Origin of the sequence: Flavobacterium zepuense (assembly GCF_007097145.1) — a bacterium.
GTDB classification, from domain to species: Bacteria; Bacteroidota; Bacteroidia; order Flavobacteriales; family Flavobacteriaceae; genus Flavobacterium; species Flavobacterium zepuense.
The window spans coordinates 388,634-413,221 of sequence record NZ_VJVZ01000003.1 but is presented as its reverse complement, the minus strand read 5'-3'; the positions used below and the strand labels follow the sequence as shown (position 1 = coordinate 413,221).

Genomic DNA, 24,588 nt, shown 5'->3' with positions numbered 1-24,588 from the left:
GTACAACGTCTGATTAGTAATAACTTAATTCTTTTACAATGAAAATAGCTGATTTATATTGCCGCGTAAGCAGCGACGAACAGGCGAAAGGCTATTCCCTGCGCAGCCAGGAAGACCTGCTGCGTAAGTATTGCGGGATACATAACATCGAGGTGCGGAAGGTCATCTTTGAAGACCACTCTGCCAAAAGCTTCAACCGCCCGGAGTGGAAGGCCTACCTTTTGGAAATTAAGAAAAACAAGGGAAAGACCGACCTACTTCTCTTTTTAAAGTGGGACAGGTTCAGCCGCAATACAGGCGATGCCTACCAAATGATCAACACGCTGAATAAATTGGGTGTTGACCCGCAGGCCGTCGAGCAGCCTTTAGACCTCTCGGTGCCGGAGAATAAGCTGATGCTGGCATTCTACCTTGCCGCCCCGCAGGTGGAGAACGAGCGCAGGGCGCTGAATGTCATTGACGGGATGCGCCAGGCGATGAAGGATGGCAGGTACATGGGGCTGGCACCTGTAGGCTATATCAACAAGACGGATGACAGCGGTACGAAATCCATCGTGCCGATGGAACCGTATGCCGGTATCATCCGATGGGCTTACGAGGAGATCGCTAAAGGGGTATTTAATACTGAGCAGGTGTATAAGCTTGCCCGCAAGAAAGGATTTAACAAAACCAAGTCCTTATTTTGGTTTGCGATCCGTAACCCGGTGTATTGCGGAAAGATATTTGTACCCAAGCATAAAGGGGATGCCAGCCATTTTGTAAAAGCCCTGCATGAGCCGCTTATTTCCGAAGACCTGTTTTACAGGGTACAGGACGTGCTGGACGGCAGGAAAAGGAACCAGTATAAGACGAAGATAGTATCTGCACCGTTATTGCCGCTCAGGGGCTTTCTGGAGTGCCCTGAATGTGGCAAGCTGCTTACCGGGAGTTCTTCTAAAGGGCATACTAAGTATTATGCCTATTACCATTGCTTTGGCGGCTGTAATTTCCGTTTCCGAGCGGATAGTGCCAATGACCAGTTCTTAAACGAACTGAGGCGTTATATACCACGTGAGGAACTGGCAGATGTTTTCAGGGTGGTCGTGGAACAGGTGTGGAAAGGACAAACCCACGACCTCCAGCAAGACCATAAACAATTGTCAAAGGACATTGCCGCATTAGAGGAAAAGCTGGCCTACCTGCGTGAGCTGCTTATCTCCAAACAGATCGAACCGGATGATTACCGGGAGATGAAAACGGGTAACAGCGAGAAGCTGGAAAGGCTGAAGGCTAAGCTGGCCGGATTGAACCAGGATAAAACGGATGTGAGGGCATTATTGAAACAGGGCATAGGTAACCTGATGAAGCTGGATTGCGTGTACGAGGCGGCTGAGCCGGAATTAAAGCGAAGTATTATTAGTTCGATGTTCCCTGAAAAAATGGGTTTTGAAAATAATGCACTTCGAACTGGCAGGGTTAATGAAGCGGCTAAGATTATCTACCTGATAAACAGCGAATTGGGTAAAAATAAAAAAGGACAAAACGGAAATTCATCCATTTTGTCCTCTGAAGTCGGGGTGGCAGGACGACTCCGTGCCTCCGCAAATATCTATAAATCAAAATGTTGTATATACCTTTAAAGAACTACTCACCGTTTTGCTCACATTTAGCTTTGCGGTAACTAGTACAAAGATAAGGCTTTACAAATTCAAAATGAAATAATTTGTTGGCATTTAATCAACACTTTTTGATTATCATCTGTAGCTAGATAAGATATTACTCTTTTTGCTGTTTCAGCCTTAAATGTAATTGGTAACAATTATCCAGAACCTGAGATTCTTCCATTGGTATTAACTGCAAGGCAATATCTAAAACGCTTGAAATATTGCTTGCAGAGTGAAATTGTGGTGCTAAGTCTTCTTGAGCATCTAATGCCACAATGCACACCTTTATAATGTCCATAATAGACAGAACCAGATGGTTATAACCACCAAATTGGAGTTCTGCACTGTAGCAGCCATTGCCATAGCGGTGCGGCTTAAGTTTATTAAACTGCTGCGCAGTTTCAATTTTGGCTGCAAAATCTGCAACATCTTTTAATTTTTCAATTTCCATGCTACACTAAATTAGGTTTATTCATTTCATTTGTTGTGTTGGCCGTATCCTGTTCTTTAAGCCTAAGATGCAGTTGGTGGCATTCATCAAGAATCTCTCCTTCACCATGAGGTATGAGCTGTACAGTAATTTCCAGAAGGCGTTGCAGGTGGAAACTGGGATCAGCAATCTGTCCGGAATTTTCAAGGTCATCATTATACAGTGTGTGGAGTGAAATTTTAAGTAAATCCCGAATAGTAAAAAGAAGTTCTGTATAATTAGTGAACTGTAGATTTATACCATCTGTATTTCCGCCCTGCCTTCGTTGGGACAGCTTAAAAAATGTTGTTGTCCTCAATCTATTAATAAAATATGTTATATTACTATCGCAGCATACCTCAATACCCTTACTTTCTTCAGGTTTAACCTTTGTGACTTTGCAAACAGCTTTTATTTTCTCCTTACATTCTTTTATCCGGGATTTGAACAGTTTGGCAACATCATTAGAAAATTGCTTTGCTTTCGTAATGCTAAGCAGTACCGCACCCTCGGTAAACACAAAGGTTTCGTTGTGCCGTACCGCTGTGCAGGAATTATCAAGCTGTTCCATGACAGCTAGTTCTTCTGCATTTTCGGGGTCGAACATTTTGCCAAATGCCGAGGAAACCTCTGCAATATAAAGCTGTTGTTCCCTTAAGTTTTCCGAAGAGGTGTATTCACCCCTGAGAATCCACGATGCTATCTGGAAAGTATGTTTCAATGCCTGGTGCAGGTGGAATGCCGCCTGTTTATAATCTCCGTATCTTTCATACCATGTTACATAGGTAAAGGAATTGTGAGACCATGCATTAATTTCTAAATATTGTTTTTTAGCATTGCGGATCAATTTTTTAGGATTGTTATGTTTAAGGCTGAATACCGCATTGTCTGTATCCGAACTATAAATCAGTTCGTTTTCAGTGGCGTAAAGCATGAAAAATGGGCTTCCCTGCTTCCACATATCCGTAGCCCACCAAAGCTCAAAAAGGGCGAACGTAAATTGGGGGTATGATTTAATTGCCCGATTAACAAGAGGCTCTACATCTTCAGAGTCAATTGTACATTCTTTAGAGAGAAACAATGTAATTATAGTTCTTGGAGCAATTTCCGTACTTTCTACAGAGACATAAACAGAATGCAAAGGCAGAAATTCCAATAGCGTATTCACAAACTTTTCTAATGCTTCACGTTCACTATGTGTTACAGGTATATTTATAATGTGTTCCATGGTGGTTTATTATTTTTAGAAGTTATAATAATTAAGTACCGCATCTTTTTCACCCTCGCTTTGACGCACAAATAAATCCACATAGGCTAGAAATTCCTGACAACGCCTGTCGAGCAATTGCACATCTAATTTTTCTACATCATCATGGGAGGTATACCGCAATTCCCAGACAGGGGTGTTTAATAAGCGGAACATTTCTTTTTCTACTTTGGAAGCCTGTGGAAAAAACTCAGAAGTAAGTGTCGTAAACAGGCTGCAAATCTCAAAAAGATGGCTTAATGAAAAGTGGTTAGGCGTGTAACCAAGTATAATGCGAATCAACCCAAGGCAGGCTTGTTCGACAACCTGATGCAGCATTATTGGCATTATATCATGGCTTCGCTCAAAACTGTCTTCCTGAAGGCTATTGATCAACGTCCTTGCTATCCTCATCCTGTCGTTATAATACCATCCTGCCTTACTTGTATTTACTTCATTTCGTTCAGTAAGTATTGAATCTAAGTTGATGGCACCATCGGTATAAAGCAATTGCCCTTTAACCATTACAGAATTATAGAACCAATTTTGATCGGTATATTTATTTTCCCTTGCAGCTTTATGGACAAGTACGGTAGCGGTACACGCTCCTTTGGTCTTTGCCTTTATAGTGTCCGCGATATCGTTGCTAGGGCTTTTATTGCTCTTATAGCAGAATACCAATAGATAATAGTGCACGCTTTTACTGCCCTTTTCTTCACTTTGGAAGACTACATTATTATAATTACCGATGATGTCACGCATTGCAAAGCAATAAATTGCCGCAGTTTTTACTGCCTTGCAGATAATATCTGTTATCACCTGTTTATGGCTTATAGGCATATCCAAGGTACTTGTGTTATCATCCACTATTGTATTTTCATGAACTGCATTCGAAGTATTTGGTTCTGCATCCTTATCAGCTGTTTCGTTAGAATCCAGACTGCCAGATATAATATCATCATCAGCCATAAGTTGCTTAGCTGCTATTCGTGCTTTATCAACACAATTTTGAATCGATTCTTTAAAAAGCTTTTCTACTTCCTGCCTGGCTAATTGCGTTTTAAAAAGTAGTGCTTCAACATCTTTCCTCTTCGGTTCAAACCGGTCATTTTTGCGGTACGCTACGTAACAGGTATAGAGTAATTTTAGTAGGCGGTCTTCCTCTGCATCCGCGACATTAAACAAATTTGCAAGTGAAGGTGCAAACTGCCTCAAATAATCCTGATGCTCTGCAATGTCTTTTGAAAACAGATGTTTACCCATCAAGAAAAGCTCGGTAGCTTTAAAAAGTTGTTCCAGCATTTGGTGCAGCGTATAGCCTGCTTTTTGGAACTCCTCATAAATTAAGCACTTAGGGAAGTCGGTATACCTCCCCTCAATCTTTAACATTGCTCGCTTATAATGCTTTTTTGTTCGTGCCAATAAATCCATTGCCAGTGCCGTCTCAGGAAAAATCGGGTGTATGCCGTCAGAATTACGGTGTGCCATTTTGCCCAGCGCACAATGGTTGAGGAAATATAGGTTTCCTTTACGCAGCCCATCGTCAGCGTAGTCGCATGAAAATACCCTAAATGCAATGTTGGGATAGTTAATGAAGATGCGCTCTAACGGTTGTAAAAGGTCGTCATCAATACGGCTAAAGGTCGTGTCGATGATGAGGGTAAAAATCGTTTCAGGACAAGTACTGTTATCGACAGATAAAAAGATACTGTCAGAATTTACAATGTCGAGGATTTGGTTGCCAAGTTTTTCCAAAAGGTGCGCCTGTGGGTGTCCCTCCGGGATTAAAACATCGTGTTTCATAATTTGGAAATTTGAAGTGGTACATAAATGAAATTGTGTATTTTTGTTATACCACAGCAAGTAAGTGACACATAGCACCGTACCCAACCATAGGAGGTTGTATACTACCAGTTAACACTTGTTTTTTACCAACTATAAAATTCTTACAGAATTTTCAATATCTTTGAGTTATGAGCACAGCAACTAAAAACCATATAGGAAGAAAAATTAGCCGTATACGCGAATTGCGTGATATGAAACAGGAAGCATTGGCTGCTGTTTTGGGAGTTAGCCAGCAAGCAGTTTCTAATATTGAAAATAGTGAAACTGTCGATGAAGTTAAATTAGAAGAAATTGCAAAGGCTCTAGGTGTAACTGCTGAAGGGATTAAGCAATTCTCTGAGGAAGCTGTTTTTAATATTATTTCAAATACATATCATAATACAAGTAGTGATACTTCTACATTAATAGCGAGTTCATTAAACTATCAGCCAACATTTAATACTGTTGAGAAAATAGTTGAGCTTTATGAAAGGTTGTTGCAGGCAGAAAAGGATAAAGTTGCTTATTTGGAAAAGCTAATCAACAATAAATAATAGTTATGAGAGGGAAACCTCTCTTTTTATTTTGTGAAAATTTAATTCATGGTTCAAGTTAAAAATTAGAAATGGCACAGCTAGATATTTTTGGAAATGTAGAAGGTGAAAGCTTGTTTAATCCAGTTTCAATTTTGAATGGTCAATATATTTACGCACCTAACTTTTTCACAAAATTAGATAGTGATAAATACTTTCAAATACTAAAAAATGACATTCGTTGGAACCAAGAATCAATGAACATGTATGGCAAGCAAGTGATGTTCCCTCGTCTGACCGCTTGGTATGGAGATAACGACAAACCATATTCTTTTTCAGGAATTACGCTCAGTCCTCATTTTTGGACTAAAGAACTATCTCAAATAAAAGATAAAATTGAACCTATTGCTAATACTCAATTTAACAGTGTTTTGCTTAACCGATACAGAGACGGCAACGATTCAATTTCTTGGCATACAGATGCCGAAAAAGAGTTAGGCATAAATCCGATTATTGGTTCTGTTAATTTTGGTGCGACAAGAAAATTTCAATTAAGACATATCATAACAAAGGAAAAAATCGAAATTGAATTGACACACGGTAGTTTGCTGATTATGCAAGGAGAATTACAACATTTTTGGCAACACCAAGTACCAAAAACTGCCCAAAAAGTAAATGAACGTTTAAACCTAACTTTTAGAGTAATAAAATAAGATGCCGTACTATTACATTATGCCACTTCTTGCAGTGTTGACAAAAGATCAACAAAGAGCTGTTAATGAAACAAACTCACTCGCTTTGTCAGGAGGGCCAGGAACTGGCAAAAGTGTTGTTAGTTTATGGAGACATATTACTAACCACACAACAGGTCTAAAAAACAGTCTATTATTAACTTATACAAAAACATTAGAACATTATTTAAGAGCCTCATCTAATACTCAAAATGCTAGTGCAGGAAATAATATTGATAGAGTATTTTGGTGGCTATCTCATAATGCAAAGACATATGACGAGATAATTATTGATGAGGGACAAGATATTAAAAAAGATACATTTCAGCGATATTTTAATTACACTAGTAGCGTTTCATATGGTGCAGATGAGAAACAAATAATGTATTTATCGGCACCAGAATGGGAAGAATTAAACACTTGGTTTCAATCTGATAAAAGGTTTGAAAATAATAGAAAATTTGGTAAAATAGAATTGCAAAGAAATTTTCGCAATTCTAAAGAAATATTACTTTTTACTCGTTCAGTATTTCCTAATGTCTTAATACGTCAAAATACAATTGATGATGCAACTGTAACTAATTTAAAACCAATATCGAAAATAAATTTAGGTTGGGGAATTCAAAATCAAGTCAATGCAATAATTGACATAATTAAAACTTATAAAGGAGATACTCATAACATTGCTGTTTTGATTCCATTTGCGAGAGATATAGAAAGTTACTACAACTTAATCAAGAAAGGTTTAGATGACAATGAAGAAATAACTAAGTATCATCACGAAAACGAAGAATTCAACGGAATGTCCGGAATCCATATTACAACTTTTAGATCATCCAAGGGTACAGAGTTTGATACTGTTATTGTTCCAGAATTTCATTGTTTTAGAAAATTTATTGATCATCCTCATTGGGAAGTAACAGAAAATGATTATTACGTTGCTTTCACAAGAGCAAAGACAAATTTGTTCTTACTTTGTAAAAATGGATTTCCGGGAATTGGAGATGTCAATACTGTAACAATAGAATAATATGAAAAAATCATTTTACCTACCAATACATTCAATGAATTTAGCTCACTATTTAGGGAGCGGAATCATAGCGCCATCTATATATATAGAAAATAAAAACGATGATATTCAAGATAGATTTAAAAATTATTTATTGCTTAGCTCTTCAATGTTCACAAAAGATACCAATTGTGCTATTGAAATTGTATTAGATAGTGATGAAGAAGCAACTAAACAAATAAGTGAAAATTTCCACTTGTTCAATATGCCATTACCTATATCAAGAATTAAAAATATTTATTTTTCTAGCGATGAGCAAAAAATAAGAACAGCTCAAAACATTTCATTTGGAGATGCGTTTATTCCCGAAAGAATTTTAAAAGTTTCACAGGAAGAAAGTATTGAAACAAAAGAATTAAATAATCTTAAATATCAATCTTTCGACAAAAACTGGAGTATATATTTAAAAAAATACGATCAAATTTTGGGTGGATTTTCTACTATGAAAGTAAGTAAGGAACAAATTCAAAATTATCCTACTCACTATTTTTCAGCTTTGGGAAACGTAAATAATTTATTTAGCAATATTCTTACACAACAAAATATCAGCATTGAAGATAGTTTTCAATTTGCATTTGCAGATGAAGGAAAATTTAAGGATTTTCACAATACAATTTATTCTGAAATTGACTACAATGAAGTTGAAAGATATGCAGAAAAAGACAATGTTAATTTAGAAGTAAAAAATGGATTAATTCAAATAGAAAAAATTCCAGAAAATAAACTCACTTATTATGTTGCAATTTTAGAGAGTTACGGTAAAGGTAAAAGGAAACAAGTTGACTCTTTTATTTCCGATTTGATTTCAGGGAAATTTGTCGAAAAGAAAAAAGAAGGTTTGTCTCTCATCTTTGGATTAAACAAAGGCTACAAAGCTTTTAGAAACAAATATAAAACTTCCAACTTTGAAGTTGATATTAAGTTTCATCTCGATTGTAAATTGGATTATTACATAATTGAAAGTGTTTATCAAAATGTTTTCAATTCATTAAACAGCATTTCATCATTTAAATATATAGATGACTTATTTTTGGAGAATAAAAAAGAAGAAGTCATAAATTCCAAGTATATCACTTATCAAATGATTGATAAGACAATTATTTTAGAAGAAATAATTGCTACACCTTTTGAAAAAGTACTTGAAACAATATCTGATATAATTAGTAAATGGTTTCCTTTTGGCGTAAAAAAAAGCGAAATTGAAACTCTGTTTAAAGCTGATATTGAATTATTCAAAAACTCGATAGAAAGAGATTTAGAAAATAGATACAAAAGTAAATTCGAACAAAACAGAGTTGCTTTAGACCAATTGAACAACACGATTTTTGAAAATGAGAGAAGAATTAATCAACTTGAAAACCAGTTGAGAGAAAAAGATCATTCAAAAAATGAAACATCTATTAATACCTACAAACCACATACAGCAGATATTCAAACTGATTCAGTACAAGAAAATAATGCTTCGATTATAGATGTGAATGAAGACTACTCAAAAGAGAATCTCGAAAAATTATCGATGGCATTATTAAAAAAGAAAGCAAAGGAATTAAAAATTTATAAATACTCTACATACAAGAAAAATACTGAATTAATAACTGAGATATTAAAACTGAAATCGAAATAATGAGTTTTATTAACAGACTTTCTAATGCATCTAATTCATCAGAGGATTTAACAGAATTTATTCAAAATAATTCAATTGAGATTTACGATTTTTTCATCAGCCAAAGGAACAGTAGTATAATTATTCACAAAACTGAGATAGAAAATTATATTCTACCTAAATATATTACTTTCAGGCAATTAGATTTTACTGACAGTAAAAATCAAACATTTTTATTTTGTTTGATGGATGTGTCTCAAAGATTTGGGCTGGCTACCGAATTTCAACAGTTGTTTAATCTTGCAAATCAACATAATGTTTCTTTAAATAGCCGACTAAATGCTACTTCAAAATTTCTTATTGGCATCAATACTATTAGTGATTATGAAAATATAATAAATGAAGTTTTATCGAATTTATCTGCCAGTTTTTTAAAAGAAGAAGATAATGAGCAAAAAACTATTGCGACGTTAATTCAATACTATACAGAAGTTTTTTACAATTTTGGGCAGCAAAATATAGAGAGAGTAATTGAATTTAGAAACAAGCTACTTGAGGAGTTACAAAAGGAAGAATATAAATTTTTATATACAAAAAGTATTTATGAAGTTTTATCATATTCGTTAGATAATATAGATGATCTTTATCAAGCTGTTCATACAAAGTTAGATGAAATATTAGAAAGAGCAAGTCAATATCTTGCCTTTAATATTGAACCACATCTAATAGAATTAGATACACATTACAGTCATTTACTAACTGAAATTTCAGCCAATTTTAGTGAAATAAGAAATTTATGTGTTGAATTATATTCTGTTGTTTCAAGTGATGAGATTTTTAGGTCTTTACAAAGAGGTGTCAAAGTACTAACGGAACAAAATCAACTTTTAGCTTATTTGCATAGCTATGGAAAAATGCACCAGGCAAAAATGATAAGTGCAATTCGCCCGATTGAAGAAAAAGATTTACAAGAGGAACTCGAAGTTTATGATTGGGGTTGTGGCCAAGGATTAGCATCAGTTTGTTTTTTAGAACATCTAATTAATCAAGAAACTCATTACTCTATTAAAAATTTTACATTAATTGAGCCTTCTGAAATAGCAATCAAAAGAGCATCATTACATATTAGAAAATTTACAAAAAAAACGCAAATCATTACTATCAATAAGGATTTAGATTCATTAGAGAGTACCGATTTTGAAAGCAAAGAAAATAACACAAAAATTCATCTATTTTCTAATATTCTTGATGTAGACTTATTTTCAATGTCTGATTTAATCAACTTAATTAAAGATAATTTTAAAGGGAAAAATATTTTTATTTGTGTAAGTCCACATGTTTCAAATTTCAAGACAGAACGTATAGATAGTTTTGTAGATTCATTTAGCAATAATCTAAACTTTAAATTAATTGCAGATATTTCAGAAAGGAATGGAGAATGGGTTGGGACTACATGGTCAAGAGTAATACGGGTATTTAAACTTTCTTTTTAAGATTCCCTAATTATCAATTTGAAACTAAATAAATATTTTTAATAAAAAGCAAAACCTTCCGGATTTGTTTTCTAATTGTTTCAAAAGCATGCTCCTTTAGCTTTAAATTATTTCGCTTGATTCTAAAATGATTTAAGGCCTACTACTATTCCTTTAGTTTTTCACTCAAAACGGCTAAAAAGACAACTAAGTTAGCGTGCCTCACAGTGCGCGCGAATAATTAATTTTTAAATATTTGTTCTGTCTCCCTTTTCGCAATTCATTTCTTTGTATCTTTTTCTGAATTGATATATGCTTTGTCCATCACTTTTTTAATGTCCTTTCCATTGTTATAATACATATATACCCAGGCTTTTTTAATCCGGTCATTTTCTATCTGCTGTATTTCAATTTCTTTTTGGTTATCGCTGTAATGAATGCCCCACTCATACACGCGGGCTATAACAAACATTATAACGAGCATTAAGAACCATCTGCCAAATACGATCTTGTAAAATAGTTTATGATTTTGTTCAGGAAATAATAGTATCTGGAATTTCCTGAGAATATTTTTTGGCTGTGTGCCTATCATATATTTAATATCAAGGAAGCCTTTTTGTAATATGGCCTCTACAGGTTTAGTATCAGTCACAGCCGGAACAGCTTTGTGCATTTCCTGCTCTTTTCGAAATTCATCTATTTTATTTCCAACATTAGTAACGGCAATTATTAGCTCTCCAATGTTCTGGTTGGATATTTTCTGTTCCTGGGTAAATTCTTCTAATACTAATTGCAATGCCTCTTTTTCAATTTGGCTGTTTTTTCCATTCGTTTCCATAACAATGCATTTTAAATGTTATTATCTTATCCTTGGCTTTTTATTCTTCTTTTTCCCTTGTTTCAATAGTTCAGGGTCAATGTAGTCTGATACATATTCAGGATTTAATAACTGGCCTATAAGCCCCGAAATTTGGCTTGCAATGGCTTCAGCAGTATTTTCTTTTGCATAGGATTGTTGGTTATTGTTTTGCTGTTGGCTGTTGAAAGAAGTAAATGACGGTCTGCTGTCATTATCCCTTTTCTTGCTTTCGCTTGCCTTTTTAACTGCAAGCTGCTGTTTCAGGCTTAACACTTTTTCAATCTTAGCCAGTGAAAAACCAACTTCGCTACCTTTTATTTTTACCTTTCTATCGTCTATAAAAGAAATCCCCCTGCTTTTAAGCACTTTGTAACCCAGTTCTTTCATTTGCCTTTCAAATGCTGCATAAGAATTAACCTGCTTTAGTGTCTGTTGGATATCCGACTTCAACTTATCTTTCCTACTGTCATGGCGTGGCAATAGCCTATCCTTTGGCGAGAGGAACGCTCGTGGGCTTAATACCTCCTGCAAGCCGTATTTTTTTTCAAGGCTCCGGCAGAGTTCTGCCATGCGCTTATAGCTGTTACTGTCACTTGCCACCTTTCCATTAAATCCTACACGGTTAGCTGCAATATGGATATGCTGCTCTTTGGTGTCTTTATGCAACACGCAGATATACTGATTGTCTGCTATGCCGAATTCTTTAGCGCATGCCCTGCCAACCTCTGTAAGTTGTTCTTTGGTCAGTGTTTCTCCCGGTGCTAACCTGAGTGACAAATGCAACATCGGTTTCTCAACACGCCTGCTTAATTTTCTTACATCATTAAATTGTTCGGTAAGTTCATGCTTGTTGCCGAAGCATTTATTGTACTCTAATACTTCAGCACGCTCCCTGTGCTGCAAGTGGTCGTGCAATCCAAGTTCAATTTTTTCCTGTTCAGACAATTCCTTTTTGTCTTCAAGGCAGTAACTAATACAGTGGTAAAAAGAACTGCCTATGGATACATGGCCTATCATTTCAAAAAGTTTCTGATTTGGGCGGCAAGGTCTTTTACCTGTCCCGATTGCACCTTTAGCTCAGCTCTTTCAAGTGGATTCAATTCATCGTTGCTGTTTCGCTTTTTAGCGATCTGGTTCAGGTTCGCCGCCATGTGGTTCAACACTCCGGTAAAGCTTAAAATCTCTTTGGGCAGTGCTTTATTTCGGTAGTCTATTTTAGTGGTCAATCCAATTTCACGAAGGTATTCGGAAACGGTAAGGTTCGCGCTTTTGGCTTTGGCTTCAATTGTCTTACGCTCAAAAAGCGTACATTTAATTGCTATCAGCTGGTCTCTTTTAATGGCCTTTTTAGGTCGGCCTCCTCTGTTCTTTTTAGTTTCATCATTCGGTTCCATAGTCTTTCATCATTATAATTTTTTGAATGCGTAGCATGAAAAAAATTCCCTCAACGAATGCGTAGCATGAGTTGAGCCAGCGTTTTGGTTTTACCAAAACATAGCTGGCTACTCACTCAGACGTTATATATACCTCCTGAAATTCTGACTGCGCTTAACTTCGTTTTTTTGACTTAGCCAGTCATTCAGGTCTTTCTTATACTCGTATAAAAAGCTTTTATCGGTATACTTATTCGGGTTACTCTCTAAAGCTTCTTTAGTGCATTTTATGCCTGCGGTGTCCCTGTCTAAATAAAGGTTTACCATATCGTGTTTTTCCATCAGCTCCCGCGACCTATTGAAAAAGGCCAGGGAGTTTAGTATCAGGAAATTTGATGGAGGGTCATCTGCTTTTGGGTTCATTACCTTGTAAGAGAGGTAATCAAAAAAGCCCTCAAAAACGGTTACTGACTTTGCGCCGGTATCTATAAAAGTGATGCCTTTTGGTGAGCTGCTACTTTTAAAATTCTCATTTCGCAGTTCATATCCTCCAGCATTATTTTGAAATCCGATAGCAATATAATTCAGTCCATTCAATGAAAAGTCTACTTCCCTGCAAAGCTGCTTTGCAATCTCCGGTGGGATGCTTCGTCTTTTCATGTAATCGAGCAACGTTTTATTTTCCAGTTCCCGAACATCAACGATAGCCGTTTTACTGACAGGATTTTCTTTTTTTTCACCGGCAGAATTTAAACCCAACGTTTGCCGATTTTCATCCTTCTTTGCCAATCCTATGACTGGCGAGACAGGGTTGCCGTCTAAAAGCTGTAAAAATTCTGCCACCGAACATCGAAAATAATTTATCCCAAAATCAATAATAGTACCTCCCTTACCTACACCGTGGTCATACCATACATTTAGTTTCCGGTTGACTTTAAATGAGGGTGTATTCTCATTACGCAATGGCGACAGATACCAAAAATCATCGCCTCGTATCTTTTCGGGTTCGTATCCTATCGATTTGAGATAGTTAATTAAATCGATTTTTTTTGCCTGGGCAATTGTTATTCTTTCCATCATTTATCTCATTTCATGTGACTTCGTTTTCCGCGTGGAGGTAACCAAATATTGAGTTTTATCTGTCTGCCGTTTTGAGATAAGTTTCCGGTCTTGGAAGTTACTTTATATACTGCTTACCCCATCCATAAGTTTTTGTATATCTTCGTAACGGTAGTACATTAGCCCGCCTATTTTGCTATAAGGGAGGGTGCCATTTACTCGTAGGTTTTGCAACGTCCCTGCTGAGATACCCAGCAGTTTGCGAACCTCATAGCTTTTGAGCCATGATCTTTGTTCTTCTCCTCGCTTTAGGGGAAACATTTGAAACCTGCGGATTTCTTCCAATAGTTCTTTTTTAAATCTTTCAAGATCGTCTCTGGTAATCAACTCTACATTCATCTTACTTCATTTTACATTAAACAATAATATTTAGTTCCCATAGTCTTTATGATTTATGGACGTTTTGATTACAAAGTAAAGGCAGAATGTTATTTGAAGATGACCATTGTATGCGTTTGGTCAGGTTTAGAGAAGTTTTGTATTAAGCAACTGTATAATTAAATCTTCTAGTTTTATCATTATAGTATCAAGCTAAAGATGGAAGGTTACAAAGCCAGCAACTTATACAGCACATCCCGTGATGAACTGAAAATTGGATAAACAAATTATGCATGCGACCAACAACCCAGATGTTAAAGTACCCTTAACTAAAAAAGGGGAAAGACATACAGTCAATTATAAAGTTCAGTGCGCTTATAATAAAAAGAATAGACTAATGCTCTGCTTAGAACGCCTTAAGGCGTTCTAAGCAGAGCATTAGTCTAACGAGGGGTCACGCGCTGCGGTCGCGTGACCCAAAGGTAGCTTTTTTTTAATCAAAAATCAAGGCTAAATATTACATGCAATTTGTCCCATTTTTTTTCTAAATTTGGGACAAAGTAAAACGCTGTTATATCATGGAATCCATTCATAACCAAATAGAGAATAAGATAAAAATGTTGCAAAAAGGCAAAATTATATTTATCTCAGATTTTATAGAATATGGTACGGCAGAAAATGTTAAGAAAGTCTTATTGAGACTTGAAAAACAAAAACTTCTGATAAGATTAGCCCATGGTATATACTTATACCCAAAAATAGACAAAACATTAGGGGTTCTCTATCCCTCTATCGAAGAAATTGCAAAAGCTATAGCTAAACGCGATAAAGCAAGAATTGTATCTACAGGCATTTATGCGTTGCAACAATTAGGTTTATCAACACAAATTCCATTAAATGTAGTTTATCTTACTGATGGTGCTGCCCGTAAAATAAAGGTAGGTAAAAGGACTATCAACCTTAAGAAAACGTCTCCAAAAAATTTAATTATTAAAGATAAAGTCATGAATAATGTGATTCAGGCATTTAAAGAGCTCGGGCAAAATGGGGTTGATAGTATGGCACGTGTAAAAATAAAACGAGCACTATCTAAAGTTCCGGAGGTTACAATACGGGAAGCTATCACAATTGTTCCCACATGGATTCGAAAAGAAATCAACCAAATTATCGAATCAAAATGAACCAGTGGCTACAACTAACAGAAAAACGCAGGCTGGAGATTTTAAACCTTGCGAGTAATCGCACAGGACTTCCGGCACAAGCCATTGAAAAAGATTGGTGGGTTACAATTGTACTCCATGCAATATTTAGTTCTGAATATGCTCCTTACCTCATATTTAAAGGAGGAACTTCCTTAAGTAAAGCTTATAATCTAATTCAGCGTTTTTCCGAAGATATTGATTTGGCGATCGATCGTGATTTTCTAAATTTTAAAGGAGAACTTTCTAAGTCCCAAATTAAAAAGTTACGTAAAGCATCGGGTCAATTTATTGTAGGTCCCTTTAGAAATGCACTAGACCAAAGGTTGCAAGAAATGCAAATACCAAAAGAGCTATATACTCTTAAAACTGACGAGCATGTTGACGACACAAGTGATCCTCATACAATTGAGCTTGAATACAATACTATTGTCGAGCAAGGAGACTACCTTCCTCAAAGGGTATTAATAGAAATTGGGGCTCGCTCTTTAACTGAACCTGCTGAGAATAAAACGATACAATCAATACTGGATGAAACTTTTCCTGAACAACCCTTTACAGAGCAAGTTTTTGACGTTACAGTAGTTGTACCTACAAAAACTTTTTTGGAAAAAGTTTTCTTGCTGCATGAAGAATTCTCCAAGCCTTTTGATAAAATACGTTTTGTACGGCTTAGCCGCCATCTATATGATCTTGAGAAACTAATGGATCATGAATTTGGAATTGAGGCTCTTAATGATATCGAATTATTTGCAACTATTGTAGCACACCGGAGTACATATAATATTGTTAGAGGTATATCATACGAACGACATACACATCAATTATTGAATTTTATTCCTCCTAATGAAGTAATAGAACTTTGGAGGCAAGATTATCAAGAAATGAGAGAAAATATGTTTTATGGGGAAACATTGGAATTTGATCAAATTATTCTACGTCTACGAGAGTTAAACAAACGCTTTAATGATAAATGATGGTTTAAATACAAACCTATACTTGCAAGATTCGTAAGTTAAATTAAGATATGAACAATAATGAACTCATCAAAATATTCTGATTAATATGTAGGGATTGTTAATAACTAATTGATAGATATCTTTGCTAAACTTCGATTGTAAGGTTGTCGGCTTAGCAATATGTATGGCTTTGCATCGTTGCAATTTTAATAAATCATTTGGCAGGATATGCAGTTACTAATTTTGGTTCATCTTGACCATCCTCCACAATCCAAACTGTCACTATACATGGATTTCTTTCATCAGGAGTTGTGATTTCACATTTCAGTTCATATTTAGTACCGAAGTCTGACTTTTTTGTTTTTTCAATATCTCGATCTATGGAATGCTGAATGAGTGAACCTTTGAAAGTGCCTATGTCCGCTAGGTCGAAACCGAAACGTTTAAAAAAGTCTGCTTTATGTTTCCCAATTTCGTGAATTTCATTCAATAGGTATTCAGTAATTTTACTCTCTGCTACAAAAGATTGATTATTGTTAGGGATCTTCATATTACTGCTTTTCTTCTATTTGTTTACTAGATACCGTTTCGACTATACTAGAATCGTTTACTATAAATTCTACTTCATAAGTGTTGCCATTGTCGTAAACATGAACTATTGTACCCACAGAACCTTTTGGTACTCTGGAAATTATAGAGTTTGCAACCACAAGACTATATTCATTTATTGATTTGGGGATGTTTTCAAAACTCTCTTTATAGTCTGTACTGCTTAACACAGTGTCAAACAATCCTATGTCTTCGCCTTCATGCTTACTTATTCCAATATATTCCAGACTGGCATCTTCATAACGCTTAAATTTGTAAACCGCATCGTTCATTAATGCAGAATTGAATACCCCAAGACTCACCAATAATTCAAAGTCTTTTACAGCTAAGCCTGTTACTTTTTTGAAAAGCCCTGGTTCTAATTGTGTGATTACATCCTTAAGACTTCTTTCTCGGTAATCAGTTAGATACATAAAAATAGGTACACGAGTAGCAAACTTGATAAGTTTGTCTTGTATTTGCTTTCTTAAGCTTTTATATTCTTTTTCTTCTGCTGAAAGTTCTTGTTTTTGCTTATTAGTAAGTTCTTTGTCGTTAGCTTCCCTTTTTGCTTTCTTAACTGCCTCAGATTTGTTAATAATAGTTTCAATGTCCTGATTCAAATTTCTAAAACCTTCAATGCTCAACAGAGCTCTCATTGCTTCTTCGTTTGCCATCAACCGGGCAAGAGTGTTATTATCTACGTTTACAAGCAAAGCACTTTCCCAACGTCTGGCTAAAAGGGTTGCTGTGGTGCCACTCATTGCCATATCTAAAATACCTGCGGCATCTACTTGCTTCATTGAACTACCATCATAGGCTAATACAGGCAAGAAATTGATAAATTCAGCGACTTTTACTTCGGGATTCGTTTCGTTTACATTCAGTCTGCAACTGTAATCGGCAATTTGTCGCAATGCTCGGTCAGGGGCAAAGTCAAAAACATAACACTCTTCTTTTAGAATTTCTTCTTTGTTAGGTGATTTGCTGTCGGGGTTTTTAATGACCCAAGGCGTTTGAACTCGGAAAGCTGCTTGAAAATAGGTTTCAGGACTGGAAGAATTACGCAACATAAAAATTCCCGTCCAAGGTTTTACCGATACACCCGTAGTAAGTTTTCCACACGATAGAGTAATAGTTTTTGATTCCAATGGATTGTCGGTCATTGCATCCAAAACGGGTAATAATGCTTCTACACCAATGCCTGCTTTTGTACCTGCGGCCACCACCACTTTATAATCTTTATAAAAAATATTTTGTCTTTTTTCAAGCAGTAACGCCATTGCATAACATGCTGCAACATTTGGCAAAAACCAAAATGTATGGTTTAATACTCTAAGTAATGGGGCATGTGAAAATGGCAAAGGTGGTTTTTTTGCTCCCATTTTTAAATAGTCAACGGTGGTTTCGCTAAATGAACCGCGGATCAAATCCAACCATTTTTGTACTTCATCTTCGTACTTGAAATGGGCTTTTCGTCCTTCGCCTTCGGCTGAAAAGAATATGTTTAAATCAAAACCATCAAATTCACCTTGTAGAGCAATTTGTCGGATAGAATCAGGCAATTGATAAGTGAGCATTACCATTCGGGGTAAGGCTGCATACGGATTATTTTTACCTATCCAATTCTCTTTAGCTCTTTGTTCGTCCAAATAAGTCCAGTTGAAAATCTGTTCTTCTATAAATTCACCCGAACTAATTGCCCGAAATGGAGTGCCTGATAAATATAAATAGTGATGAGTGCTAATTGGAATAATTTTCTCTAAATGTTCTACCTTATCTTCTTCAGAAAAACCTTCTTTTTCAATTTTTTTGTATTCTTCAATTTCTTTTTCCGCTTCTAGATCTTTACCAAATAGGTCTTTGGCATTCTCACGCCAAGCCCCAAAATGGTACTCATCAAAAATGATACAATCCCAAACAGTAGCATGTACCCATTCATTTTTAGCTTTAATACCACCTGTATTAGTATTCTTACCTAAATAATCTTGAAACGAACCAAAACAGACTAAGGGCTTGCTTAAATCTATATCTTGGGCAGATAGTTCATCTGCATGTTTGGAAATAAACTGCCAACCCTCAAAATCTATATGAGATAATAAATCTTCTTTCCAAGCATCTTCTACAGCAGGTTTAAACGTGAGTACTAATACTTTTTTCCACTCCATTTTTTTTGCTAATTGATAACTGGCAAATGTTTTCCCGAAACGCATTTTAGCGTTCCATAAAAAATGTGGAGCTCGATCTTTATTCTCTTTTTTGAAACTCTTGAAATAAGCGATTGATTTATTCACGGCTTCCTCCTGTTCGGGTCGCATACCGAAAGTAAGTACTCGGTTTTCTTCTGTTCTTTGTCCAGTTTTGATTTGGTGAATTGCCCTACGCAAATCATTCAAGGTACATTTATACCATTCACCGCTTTCATTTACTACTTTCCACTCTCTTAATAACCGGTGAACCTCGTGGTCGGTAAAAGAGCTACCATCTCGCTTCATTGCCGATTCTTCAAACACAATTTTATATTGTATAGCAGCCGTTCCTAACTGCTCTTTTACACGCATTTGTACATTACGGTCTGTAAAGCCAATTTTAAGCAATCCCTTGTGCGTAGCGACTCCAACCAGTTCATAAGCATAAATAGTGGGATTGATAAATGGTCGGGGTGGGAAAAATTCCTTTTTACTCATCTAGTTCAATATTTTCATTTGTGCCGATGTTTTTTATTTTTGAATCAATAAAATTCCATTCTTCATCATTTATTCCCCATCTTTTAATCAGCATTTTATCAGTGTATTCGCCTTCATATTTTCCAAGGTCAGGTATAAATTGAAATTTATCTTTTGTTACGTGTTGTGATACAACTGTTTGAAGCAGAAGAAACCTCACAATTTTTGTAAAAAGATATGATTTGAATGAAAGAACTTCCTTTTCCGTTGAAAAGGCACCTGCAACAATAAATGATTCGGTGCAACACTCACCCGGCTTAGCTATCCGTGTATTTCCATCATAATAAAAACCAACAGGTTTAGAAAAATCTGTTTGTCCAGCAATTGGAGCGGGTGGAAGCAATAATTTCCATTTATCTAACACGTTATTATCATCAGAAACATCATTTTTATTTGCGTACTTTAACCCAATCTTTTGAATGAACCAACACGGAATACCGCTATTTTGTGGTATGTAATTAGTTGGCAAACCAAAAGGTTTTCTTGAAGAAACAATACTACTCAATCTTTTTCCCTCATTTTCTTTTTTTTCTGATACTTTACGTATTATAGGTATTGCTTGACTATGTCGAATAAAAATGGAAAATTCGTCCAAGGCTCTTTCAGACTTTACTTGCTTGCCATCGATAAGATTCACTACTTCGCATAGCCCTTTATTGTCTCTATCCCAAAGAAAATAGCAAATGCCACCAGCTACATCAACGCCAGGGAAAACATCATTTGAATTTTCAAAATCAATCAACTTTCTAATTCTGTTGTCAGCTAGCATCTCAGCTCTAAATTCGTCTAAACCCTTACCGCCTGCATACCATCTGGCAGGAATTATCATTGTTAAATACTTTGGATTTAATTTTTTTGCCTGCTCAATAAATTTATGATAAATAGGGCTTGCACTTCTTCCGTGTCCTGCATCACTTAATTGATAAGGTGGATTTCCCACAATAACGTCAAATTTCATGTTGAATATTTTTTCAGGGTTGTTCGTATGAATAAAATTGTAGGCATAACTTTCAAGAGCATCTTCTCGATCATACACTTCTTGGCTTGCTCCGCAATATGTACATCTACCACTTGCCCAAGTGTGTTTTATTAGTTTATAGAGGATATTCCCTTGATCATCCGTAAACGAGTCACAAATAGAATATTTTCCATTCGCAGTTTTAGAGCAATATACGCTTCTGCGTGAGAGTAGTGCTGTTAAGTCCGTAATGGCAATGCCATAAAGCTGTTTGCTAAAAATATGGTTAATGCGCATTTGTCTGTCGGGGATTTGTCTTTCCAAACCTATCATTAGTCGCTTCGCCATTTCACGTAAGAAAACCCCACTTTTAGAAACAGGATCTAAAAATTTGGCTTTTTGATCACTCCATAGTTGGGCAGGGAGTAAGTCTAAAATGTTGTTGACCAAAGAAGGTGGTGTAAATACTTCATCATTGCTCAAATTGGCAAGGCATGAGAGAACATCTGGGTTATAATTTGTTTGTATCACCTTCGCCAAGTTTTAAAAAATGAATAAGTGGAAAATCCTTTACAGGTTCATCAATTGCTGCTGCATTGCCTTCGTCATTGAACATTGAAAACTGGTGTGTCTTCTCCACCAAAAATTTAAACATATAGTCTCGGCGTTTCAGCATAGAGCCATTTACTGCACTCCACTCTGAAAATATAATTGGTTGTTTTGTTTCAGGATTTGTAAAGTCTAAAGCGTCACCCCAAAGTATATTTCTATTCAGTAAAAATTGAACTGAACGAATACAGTCATTATTTACTTTTTTGAATGTTTTAGAATACCATTCTATATAAATTCCAAGCAACCTATCTCGGCATTCCATTGCATTATCTTCCAAAATATCTACGCCGTAAATACTTGAGACCGCAATCACTGAATAGCGTTCCCACTCAATTTGGCTTTTACTATATCTGCTATCAACTATTGTTAATTTGCGTTTCAACACTTCTGTTAAAAAGTTACCATTTCCACAAGCAGGTTCAAGAAAACGTGAATCAATGCGTTCAGCTTCGTGTTTTACCAAATCGAGCATCGCATTTACTTCACTGTCATTCGTAAAAACTTCACCGTGGTCAGTAACTCGCTTTTTTGATTTTACTTGTTTGTCTATATTTATATCTTCTGTCAATTTGATTCAATATTTATTAAAAATTTCAGTCGTCTAAGTTACTTTTTTCCGTCCGATCGTGTGTCAATACGCTGACAAAAGATGACTTTTTGTTTTCAGTTTTGACTCTGTGGTTGTAAACCAATGTGCCACTTGTTGCCGGCTGTATTTGTTACAACGTAGCAGATAGTCTTATAAAGTCCACATGGGAAATATATAAAGCTGTATTTCAGAAGGATTATTACTTCATTTTATAGAGTTTATAGATGAATGTAAGTCACGGTTTGTTAGCTGTTGCTATTTTCTTAGTCAGCATATTTAATGGATAGCTCGTCTTCAAATCCAAAAATTGTCAAGGCTTGTTTTATCCTGTCGAATTTGCCCATATTATCAATATTAGCTTCTATGAAGTACGTCTCACTAATTGGTATTGCTTGTCTTAATGCATTCGTTTCAGGTGTTTTAGTTAAGCTAAGCCTATCGCCAATTTCTGTCGTAAAAAAGGTTTCAGGCTGTAAGTCAAACAGTTGCCTAAATACTTCAGTGTATAATTTTGCTACTTGCGTAACTTCAAGTTTTTGATTGAAGAAAATAGCATATTCTAATTTTTTATGTTTGGGATCATCTGCATCAAATATATTGATCTCATCATTTTTGGATTCAAGCTCCATATCAATTTCAGGGATTTCCCAAATTTTAATAAAGCGTGTGGAAATTGTATTCCCTCGTTCTTCAATTTCAAATTTGTCCCATTTTGTTTTTTCTTTCAAATCTCTATTTAGCCAAAGTCTGCTAAAATTATAACCTTGTTCTTTCTTATCAAAATTCATAACCTTCTTGTCAAGGAAAGGTTTGTTACCTAATCTCCCATTATTACCCGATAGCGTTAGATTTCCTATCGTATTAAGATAGTTTTCTTTGATCAAATTATATTCATCTGCACCTAACATAATTTTCCATTTTGGGTCAGGGTTTTGAGGAAAAATATGTTCAATTGTTATATCAGAATTACCCTCAATAATTACTGGTTCGTTATTTTGAAAATTTTCAAGTCTTTCTAATAAATATGTTCTGTTTTTAGGTTTAATATTATAAACGTCCTTTTCTTTAAGGGCATTTATAATCTCTGTATTCCGGGGGAATCGTTGGACTCCTGACCTTTGTAATAATGATTTTTGGATTGAAAATAGATAGTTGCTTAGTTCAACCTTATCATACAAACCCATAAAGATTTTATTGAGCGCATTTGTCGGCAATCCCAAAATAAATCGTCTGAATGTAAACGACTGAACAGTTGATAAAACTGAAATAAAAATAGTTTTATCAATTATTTTATTAGAAAAGTCTTCATATACTTTCATTAAGAACGGAAATGCAACATTTATTTCTAACCTATTTATGTATTCCAGTTGAGTTCTAATTTGCCGGTCTGATTCCTTCTTCGGGTTTATTAGTTTATTGTAATATTTAACTAACGATTTTAACTCTGTAAGAACAATCTCTAATTCATCTATCGTTGAAGTTGGATATTTCTCTTTAAATTTTGTATAAACGTCTCCCTTATTAGGAATTTCTTTGTTTTTCAGTGTCAAATAATCACGAATAAATTCAGAAATCCGAGTTTTATTTAAGGTTTCGTCTTTTGCGTTTTTTTCGATTACTTCCCAGTAGCTTTTGTAAATTCTATCTTGATTGGTTCTCGAAAGTCCCATTAAAATATAATTTCTAATAAGATCCGCTTGGGATAATTCAAGTCCTGTTGAATTTAGACTTTCAAAAATTCTTTGCGGATTATCCTTTTGTCTGTCAAGTGCAATATCTATGAAAATTAATTTGGAAAGTCCACGCTGAATTACTTCAAGATTTTCAGCCTTTATTGCGGACCTGAAATAATCGAAATTTTCAATAATATTTGAATATCCCATAAACTCTTCATTGTCTATTGAATTAATGATATGATGAAGTGCTTCCTTATTATTTTCAGTAGGTTTTAATTTTAGCTTTTCTTCTTCTGGTGCAAATTCATTTATCAAATAGGTTTTCTGAATTCGATTTACTAACATTTGATTCTCAAGTTCTTTGGCAAGCCGAAATAGTGCTATATAAATTAATGTAATAGTAGTGAGTCTTTGCTGTCCGTCAATTATAGTTAACTCCGTCAGCCCAGATGCTGTATATACATCGTCGTGAACATAAACTATGCTTCCAATAAAGTGGGCATTTGCTTTATCGTTTTTACCCGCTTCGATTATATCATGAAGTAGCTGCTTACATTGAAAAATTGTCCAGTCATAATTTCTCTGATAAACAGGAATAGCAAATGTTGTTTCATTTGTTGCTAAAAATTTATCTACTTTGGTTTCGTTTGCTTTCATGTTATTTCTAGCTTTCAGTTTGTTTAGGATTGTTCATTTGAATGACAGCGAAGGCCTTTGCTGACACCTGAGGAAATTGGAACTGAGTTCTCTCGGCTATAAAAAACGAAGTTATGAAAAAGATGCGTATTTTGTAACTAACAGAAACAGCAATTGACTCAAAACACTATAATAGCTGGGTAATTGATGGAATACTTATTTGTGTCCCTCATTTTACTAAAAACTAATCATTTCAGTGCTACGGATAAAACTTTCTTAGTGTATTTATCACAAAAGCTGCAACAGTTTTTTAAATTCTTAATTATGATTCTAACAAATTCAAGTCTTCTCCTTTTATATATTAATTAAGTCAGTTTATTGGATTG

21 protein-coding genes are annotated in these 24,588 nt (G+C 35.3%); 8 read left to right on the top strand and 13 right to left on the bottom strand.

The features are described 5' to 3' along the window. Window positions 1-38: 38 nt before the first annotated feature. On the top strand, window positions 39-1,619 hold the full coding sequence (locus FMM05_RS07090; RefSeq protein WP_143372644.1) for a recombinase family protein: 1,581 nt from the start codon (window positions 39-41) through the stop codon (window positions 1,617-1,619). A gap of 136 nt (window positions 1,620-1,755) precedes the next feature. Here the strand turns inward: FMM05_RS07090 and FMM05_RS07085 are convergent, their stop codons facing one another. Genes FMM05_RS07085 through FMM05_RS07075 form a run of 3 tightly spaced genes read right to left on the bottom strand, consistent with a single transcriptional unit; the run spans window position 1,756 to window position 5,161 of the window. After that, window positions 1,756-2,094: a hypothetical protein gene (locus tag FMM05_RS07085; protein ID WP_143372643.1), complete on the bottom strand. Its 339-nt coding sequence runs from the start codon at window positions 2,092-2,094 to the stop codon at window positions 1,756-1,758. 1 nt (window position 2,095) lies between these two features. After that, window positions 2,096-3,340, bottom strand: coding sequence for a hypothetical protein (locus tag FMM05_RS07080; protein WP_143372642.1), 1,245 nt, complete (start codon window positions 3,338-3,340; stop codon window positions 2,096-2,098). Window positions 3,341-3,355: 15 nt separating this feature from the next. After that, a complete protein-coding gene (locus FMM05_RS07075) occupies window positions 3,356-5,161 on the bottom strand; it encodes a hypothetical protein (protein WP_143372641.1) in 1,806 nt (601 codons plus the stop codon). 170 nt (window positions 5,162-5,331) lie between these two features. On the opposite strand from FMM05_RS07075, the gene FMM05_RS07070 reads away from it, so the two are divergent. The 5 genes from FMM05_RS07070 (at window position 5,332) to FMM05_RS07050 (ending at window position 10,611) form a co-directional block, all read left to right on the top strand. Next, window positions 5,332-5,736, top strand: a complete 405-nt coding sequence (locus FMM05_RS07070; RefSeq protein WP_143372640.1) for a helix-turn-helix domain-containing protein — start codon at window positions 5,332-5,334, stop codon at window positions 5,734-5,736. A gap of 71 nt (window positions 5,737-5,807) precedes the next feature. Next, window positions 5,808-6,428, top strand: a complete 621-nt coding sequence (locus tag FMM05_RS07065) for an alpha-ketoglutarate-dependent dioxygenase AlkB family protein (protein WP_143372639.1) — start codon at window positions 5,808-5,810, stop codon at window positions 6,426-6,428. 19 nt (window positions 6,429-6,447) lie between these two features. After that, window positions 6,448-7,476 carry a 3'-5' exonuclease gene (locus tag FMM05_RS07060; protein ID WP_185965524.1) on the top strand — a complete coding sequence of 343 codons (1,029 nt, stop codon included), beginning with the start codon at window positions 6,448-6,450 and terminating at the stop codon, window positions 7,474-7,476. A gap of 1 nt (window position 7,477) precedes the next feature. Beyond that, complete coding sequence (locus FMM05_RS07055; RefSeq protein ID WP_143372637.1) at window positions 7,478-9,139, top strand: hypothetical protein; 1,662 nt, start codon at window positions 7,478-7,480, stop codon at window positions 9,137-9,139. Further along, window positions 9,139-10,611 carry a hypothetical protein gene (locus FMM05_RS07050; protein ID WP_143372636.1) on the top strand — a complete coding sequence of 491 codons (1,473 nt, stop codon included), beginning with the start codon at window positions 9,139-9,141 and terminating at the stop codon, window positions 10,609-10,611. The genes FMM05_RS07055 and FMM05_RS07050 overlap by 1 nt, the downstream gene beginning before the upstream one ends. A 259-nt stretch (window positions 10,612-10,870) precedes the next feature. On the opposite strand, the gene FMM05_RS07045 is transcribed toward FMM05_RS07050, so the two are convergent. The 5 genes from FMM05_RS07045 to FMM05_RS07025 form a co-directional block, all read right to left on the bottom strand. Beyond that, window positions 10,871-11,428 (bottom strand): hypothetical protein, encoded by a 558-nt coding sequence (locus tag FMM05_RS07045; protein WP_143372635.1) that lies wholly within the window; start codon window positions 11,426-11,428, stop codon window positions 10,871-10,873. A gap of 21 nt (window positions 11,429-11,449) precedes the next feature. Next, window positions 11,450-12,466, bottom strand: a complete 1,017-nt coding sequence (locus tag FMM05_RS07040) for a relaxase/mobilization nuclease domain-containing protein (protein WP_143372634.1) — start codon at window positions 12,464-12,466, stop codon at window positions 11,450-11,452. After that, on the bottom strand, window positions 12,463-12,843 hold the full coding sequence (locus tag FMM05_RS07035) for a plasmid mobilization protein (protein WP_143372633.1): 381 nt from the start codon (window positions 12,841-12,843) through the stop codon (window positions 12,463-12,465). Before FMM05_RS07035 ends, FMM05_RS07040 begins: the two co-directional genes overlap by 4 nt. Window positions 12,844-12,966: 123 nt before the next feature. Further along, window positions 12,967-13,902, bottom strand: coding sequence for a toprim domain-containing protein (locus FMM05_RS07030; protein ID WP_143372632.1), 936 nt, complete (start codon window positions 13,900-13,902; stop codon window positions 12,967-12,969). Window positions 13,903-14,004: 102 nt separating this feature from the next. Continuing rightward, entirely contained in the window at window positions 14,005-14,280 is a 276-nt protein-coding gene (locus FMM05_RS07025) for a helix-turn-helix domain-containing protein (RefSeq protein ID WP_143372631.1), read from the bottom strand. Between the two features lie 557 nt (window positions 14,281-14,837). Here FMM05_RS07025 and FMM05_RS07020 point away from each other — a divergent pair. Continuing rightward, window positions 14,838-15,440, top strand: coding sequence for a DUF6088 family protein (locus FMM05_RS07020; RefSeq protein ID WP_143372630.1), 603 nt, complete (start codon window positions 14,838-14,840; stop codon window positions 15,438-15,440). After that, complete coding sequence (locus FMM05_RS07015; RefSeq protein ID WP_235894371.1) at window positions 15,398-16,435, top strand: nucleotidyl transferase AbiEii/AbiGii toxin family protein; 1,038 nt, start codon at window positions 15,398-15,400, stop codon at window positions 16,433-16,435. Before FMM05_RS07020 ends, FMM05_RS07015 begins: the two co-directional genes overlap by 43 nt. Window positions 16,436-16,631: 196 nt before the next feature. Here the strand turns inward: FMM05_RS07015 and FMM05_RS07010 are convergent, their stop codons facing one another. The 5 genes from FMM05_RS07010 to FMM05_RS06990 all read right to left on the bottom strand — a co-directional run bounded on the left by FMM05_RS07010 (window position 16,632) and on the right by FMM05_RS06990 (window position 24,223). After that, on the bottom strand, window positions 16,632-16,967 hold the full coding sequence (locus tag FMM05_RS07010; protein ID WP_143372628.1) for a DUF6883 domain-containing protein: 336 nt from the start codon (window positions 16,965-16,967) through the stop codon (window positions 16,632-16,634). Between the two features lies 1 nt (window position 16,968). After that, window positions 16,969-19,692, bottom strand: a complete 2,724-nt coding sequence (locus tag FMM05_RS07005) for a DUF4926 domain-containing protein (protein ID WP_143372627.1) — start codon at window positions 19,690-19,692, stop codon at window positions 16,969-16,971. Then, a complete protein-coding gene (locus FMM05_RS07000; protein ID WP_143372626.1) occupies window positions 19,685-21,220 on the bottom strand; it encodes an Eco57I restriction-modification methylase domain-containing protein in 1,536 nt (511 codons plus the stop codon). The genes FMM05_RS07005 and FMM05_RS07000 overlap by 8 nt, the downstream gene beginning before the upstream one ends. Next, on the bottom strand, window positions 21,201-21,869 hold the full coding sequence (locus FMM05_RS06995) for a DNA methyltransferase family protein (protein WP_235894370.1): 669 nt from the start codon (window positions 21,867-21,869) through the stop codon (window positions 21,201-21,203). Before FMM05_RS06995 ends, FMM05_RS07000 begins: the two co-directional genes overlap by 20 nt. Before the next feature lie 284 nt (window positions 21,870-22,153). Further along, complete coding sequence (locus FMM05_RS06990; protein ID WP_143372625.1) at window positions 22,154-24,223, bottom strand: DUF262 domain-containing protein; 2,070 nt, start codon at window positions 24,221-24,223, stop codon at window positions 22,154-22,156. Between the last annotated feature and the right edge of the window lie 365 nt (window positions 24,224-24,588).

Excerpts from the sequence above, each read along its gene's own strand:
- FMM05_RS07010 (WP_143372628.1), bottom strand. The coding sequence starts at position 16,967 with ATGAAGATCCCTAACAATAATCAATCTTTTGTAGCAGAGAGTAAAATT.
- FMM05_RS07025 (WP_143372631.1), bottom strand. The coding sequence starts at position 14,280 with ATGAATGTAGAGTTGATTACCAGAGACGATCTTGAAAGATTTAAAAAA.
- FMM05_RS07050 (WP_143372636.1), top strand. The coding sequence starts at position 9,139 with ATGAGTTTTATTAACAGACTTTCTAATGCATCTAATTCATCAGAGGAT.
- FMM05_RS07065 (WP_143372639.1), top strand. The coding sequence starts at position 5,808 with ATGGCACAGCTAGATATTTTTGGAAATGTAGAAGGTGAAAGCTTGTTT.
- FMM05_RS07070 (WP_143372640.1), top strand. The coding sequence starts at position 5,332 with ATGAGCACAGCAACTAAAAACCATATAGGAAGAAAAATTAGCCGTATA.
- FMM05_RS07035 (WP_143372633.1), bottom strand. The coding sequence starts at position 12,843 with ATGGAACCGAATGATGAAACTAAAAAGAACAGAGGAGGCCGACCTAAA.
- FMM05_RS07015 (WP_235894371.1), top strand. The coding sequence starts at position 15,398 with ATGGATTCGAAAAGAAATCAACCAAATTATCGAATCAAAATGAACCAG.
- FMM05_RS07085 (WP_143372643.1), bottom strand. The coding sequence starts at position 2,094 with ATGGAAATTGAAAAATTAAAAGATGTTGCAGATTTTGCAGCCAAAATT.
- FMM05_RS07020 (WP_143372630.1), top strand. The coding sequence starts at position 14,838 with ATGGAATCCATTCATAACCAAATAGAGAATAAGATAAAAATGTTGCAA.
- FMM05_RS07030 (WP_143372632.1), bottom strand. The coding sequence starts at position 13,902 with ATGATGGAAAGAATAACAATTGCCCAGGCAAAAAAAATCGATTTAATT.
- FMM05_RS06990 (WP_143372625.1), bottom strand. The coding sequence starts at position 24,223 with ATGAAAGCAAACGAAACCAAAGTAGATAAATTTTTAGCAACAAATGAA.
- FMM05_RS07045 (WP_143372635.1), bottom strand. The coding sequence starts at position 11,428 with ATGGAAACGAATGGAAAAAACAGCCAAATTGAAAAAGAGGCATTGCAA.
- FMM05_RS07060 (WP_185965524.1), top strand. The coding sequence starts at position 6,448 with ATGCCACTTCTTGCAGTGTTGACAAAAGATCAACAAAGAGCTGTTAAT.
- FMM05_RS07040 (WP_143372634.1), bottom strand. The coding sequence starts at position 12,466 with ATGATAGGCCATGTATCCATAGGCAGTTCTTTTTACCACTGTATTAGT.
- FMM05_RS07090 (WP_143372644.1), top strand. The coding sequence starts at position 39 with ATGAAAATAGCTGATTTATATTGCCGCGTAAGCAGCGACGAACAGGCG.
- FMM05_RS07055 (WP_143372637.1), top strand. The coding sequence starts at position 7,478 with ATGAAAAAATCATTTTACCTACCAATACATTCAATGAATTTAGCTCAC.
- FMM05_RS07075 (WP_143372641.1), bottom strand. The coding sequence starts at position 5,161 with ATGAAACACGATGTTTTAATCCCGGAGGGACACCCACAGGCGCACCTT.
- FMM05_RS07080 (WP_143372642.1), bottom strand. The coding sequence starts at position 3,340 with ATGGAACACATTATAAATATACCTGTAACACATAGTGAACGTGAAGCA.
- FMM05_RS07005 (WP_143372627.1), bottom strand. The coding sequence starts at position 19,692 with ATGAGTAAAAAGGAATTTTTCCCACCCCGACCATTTATCAATCCCACT.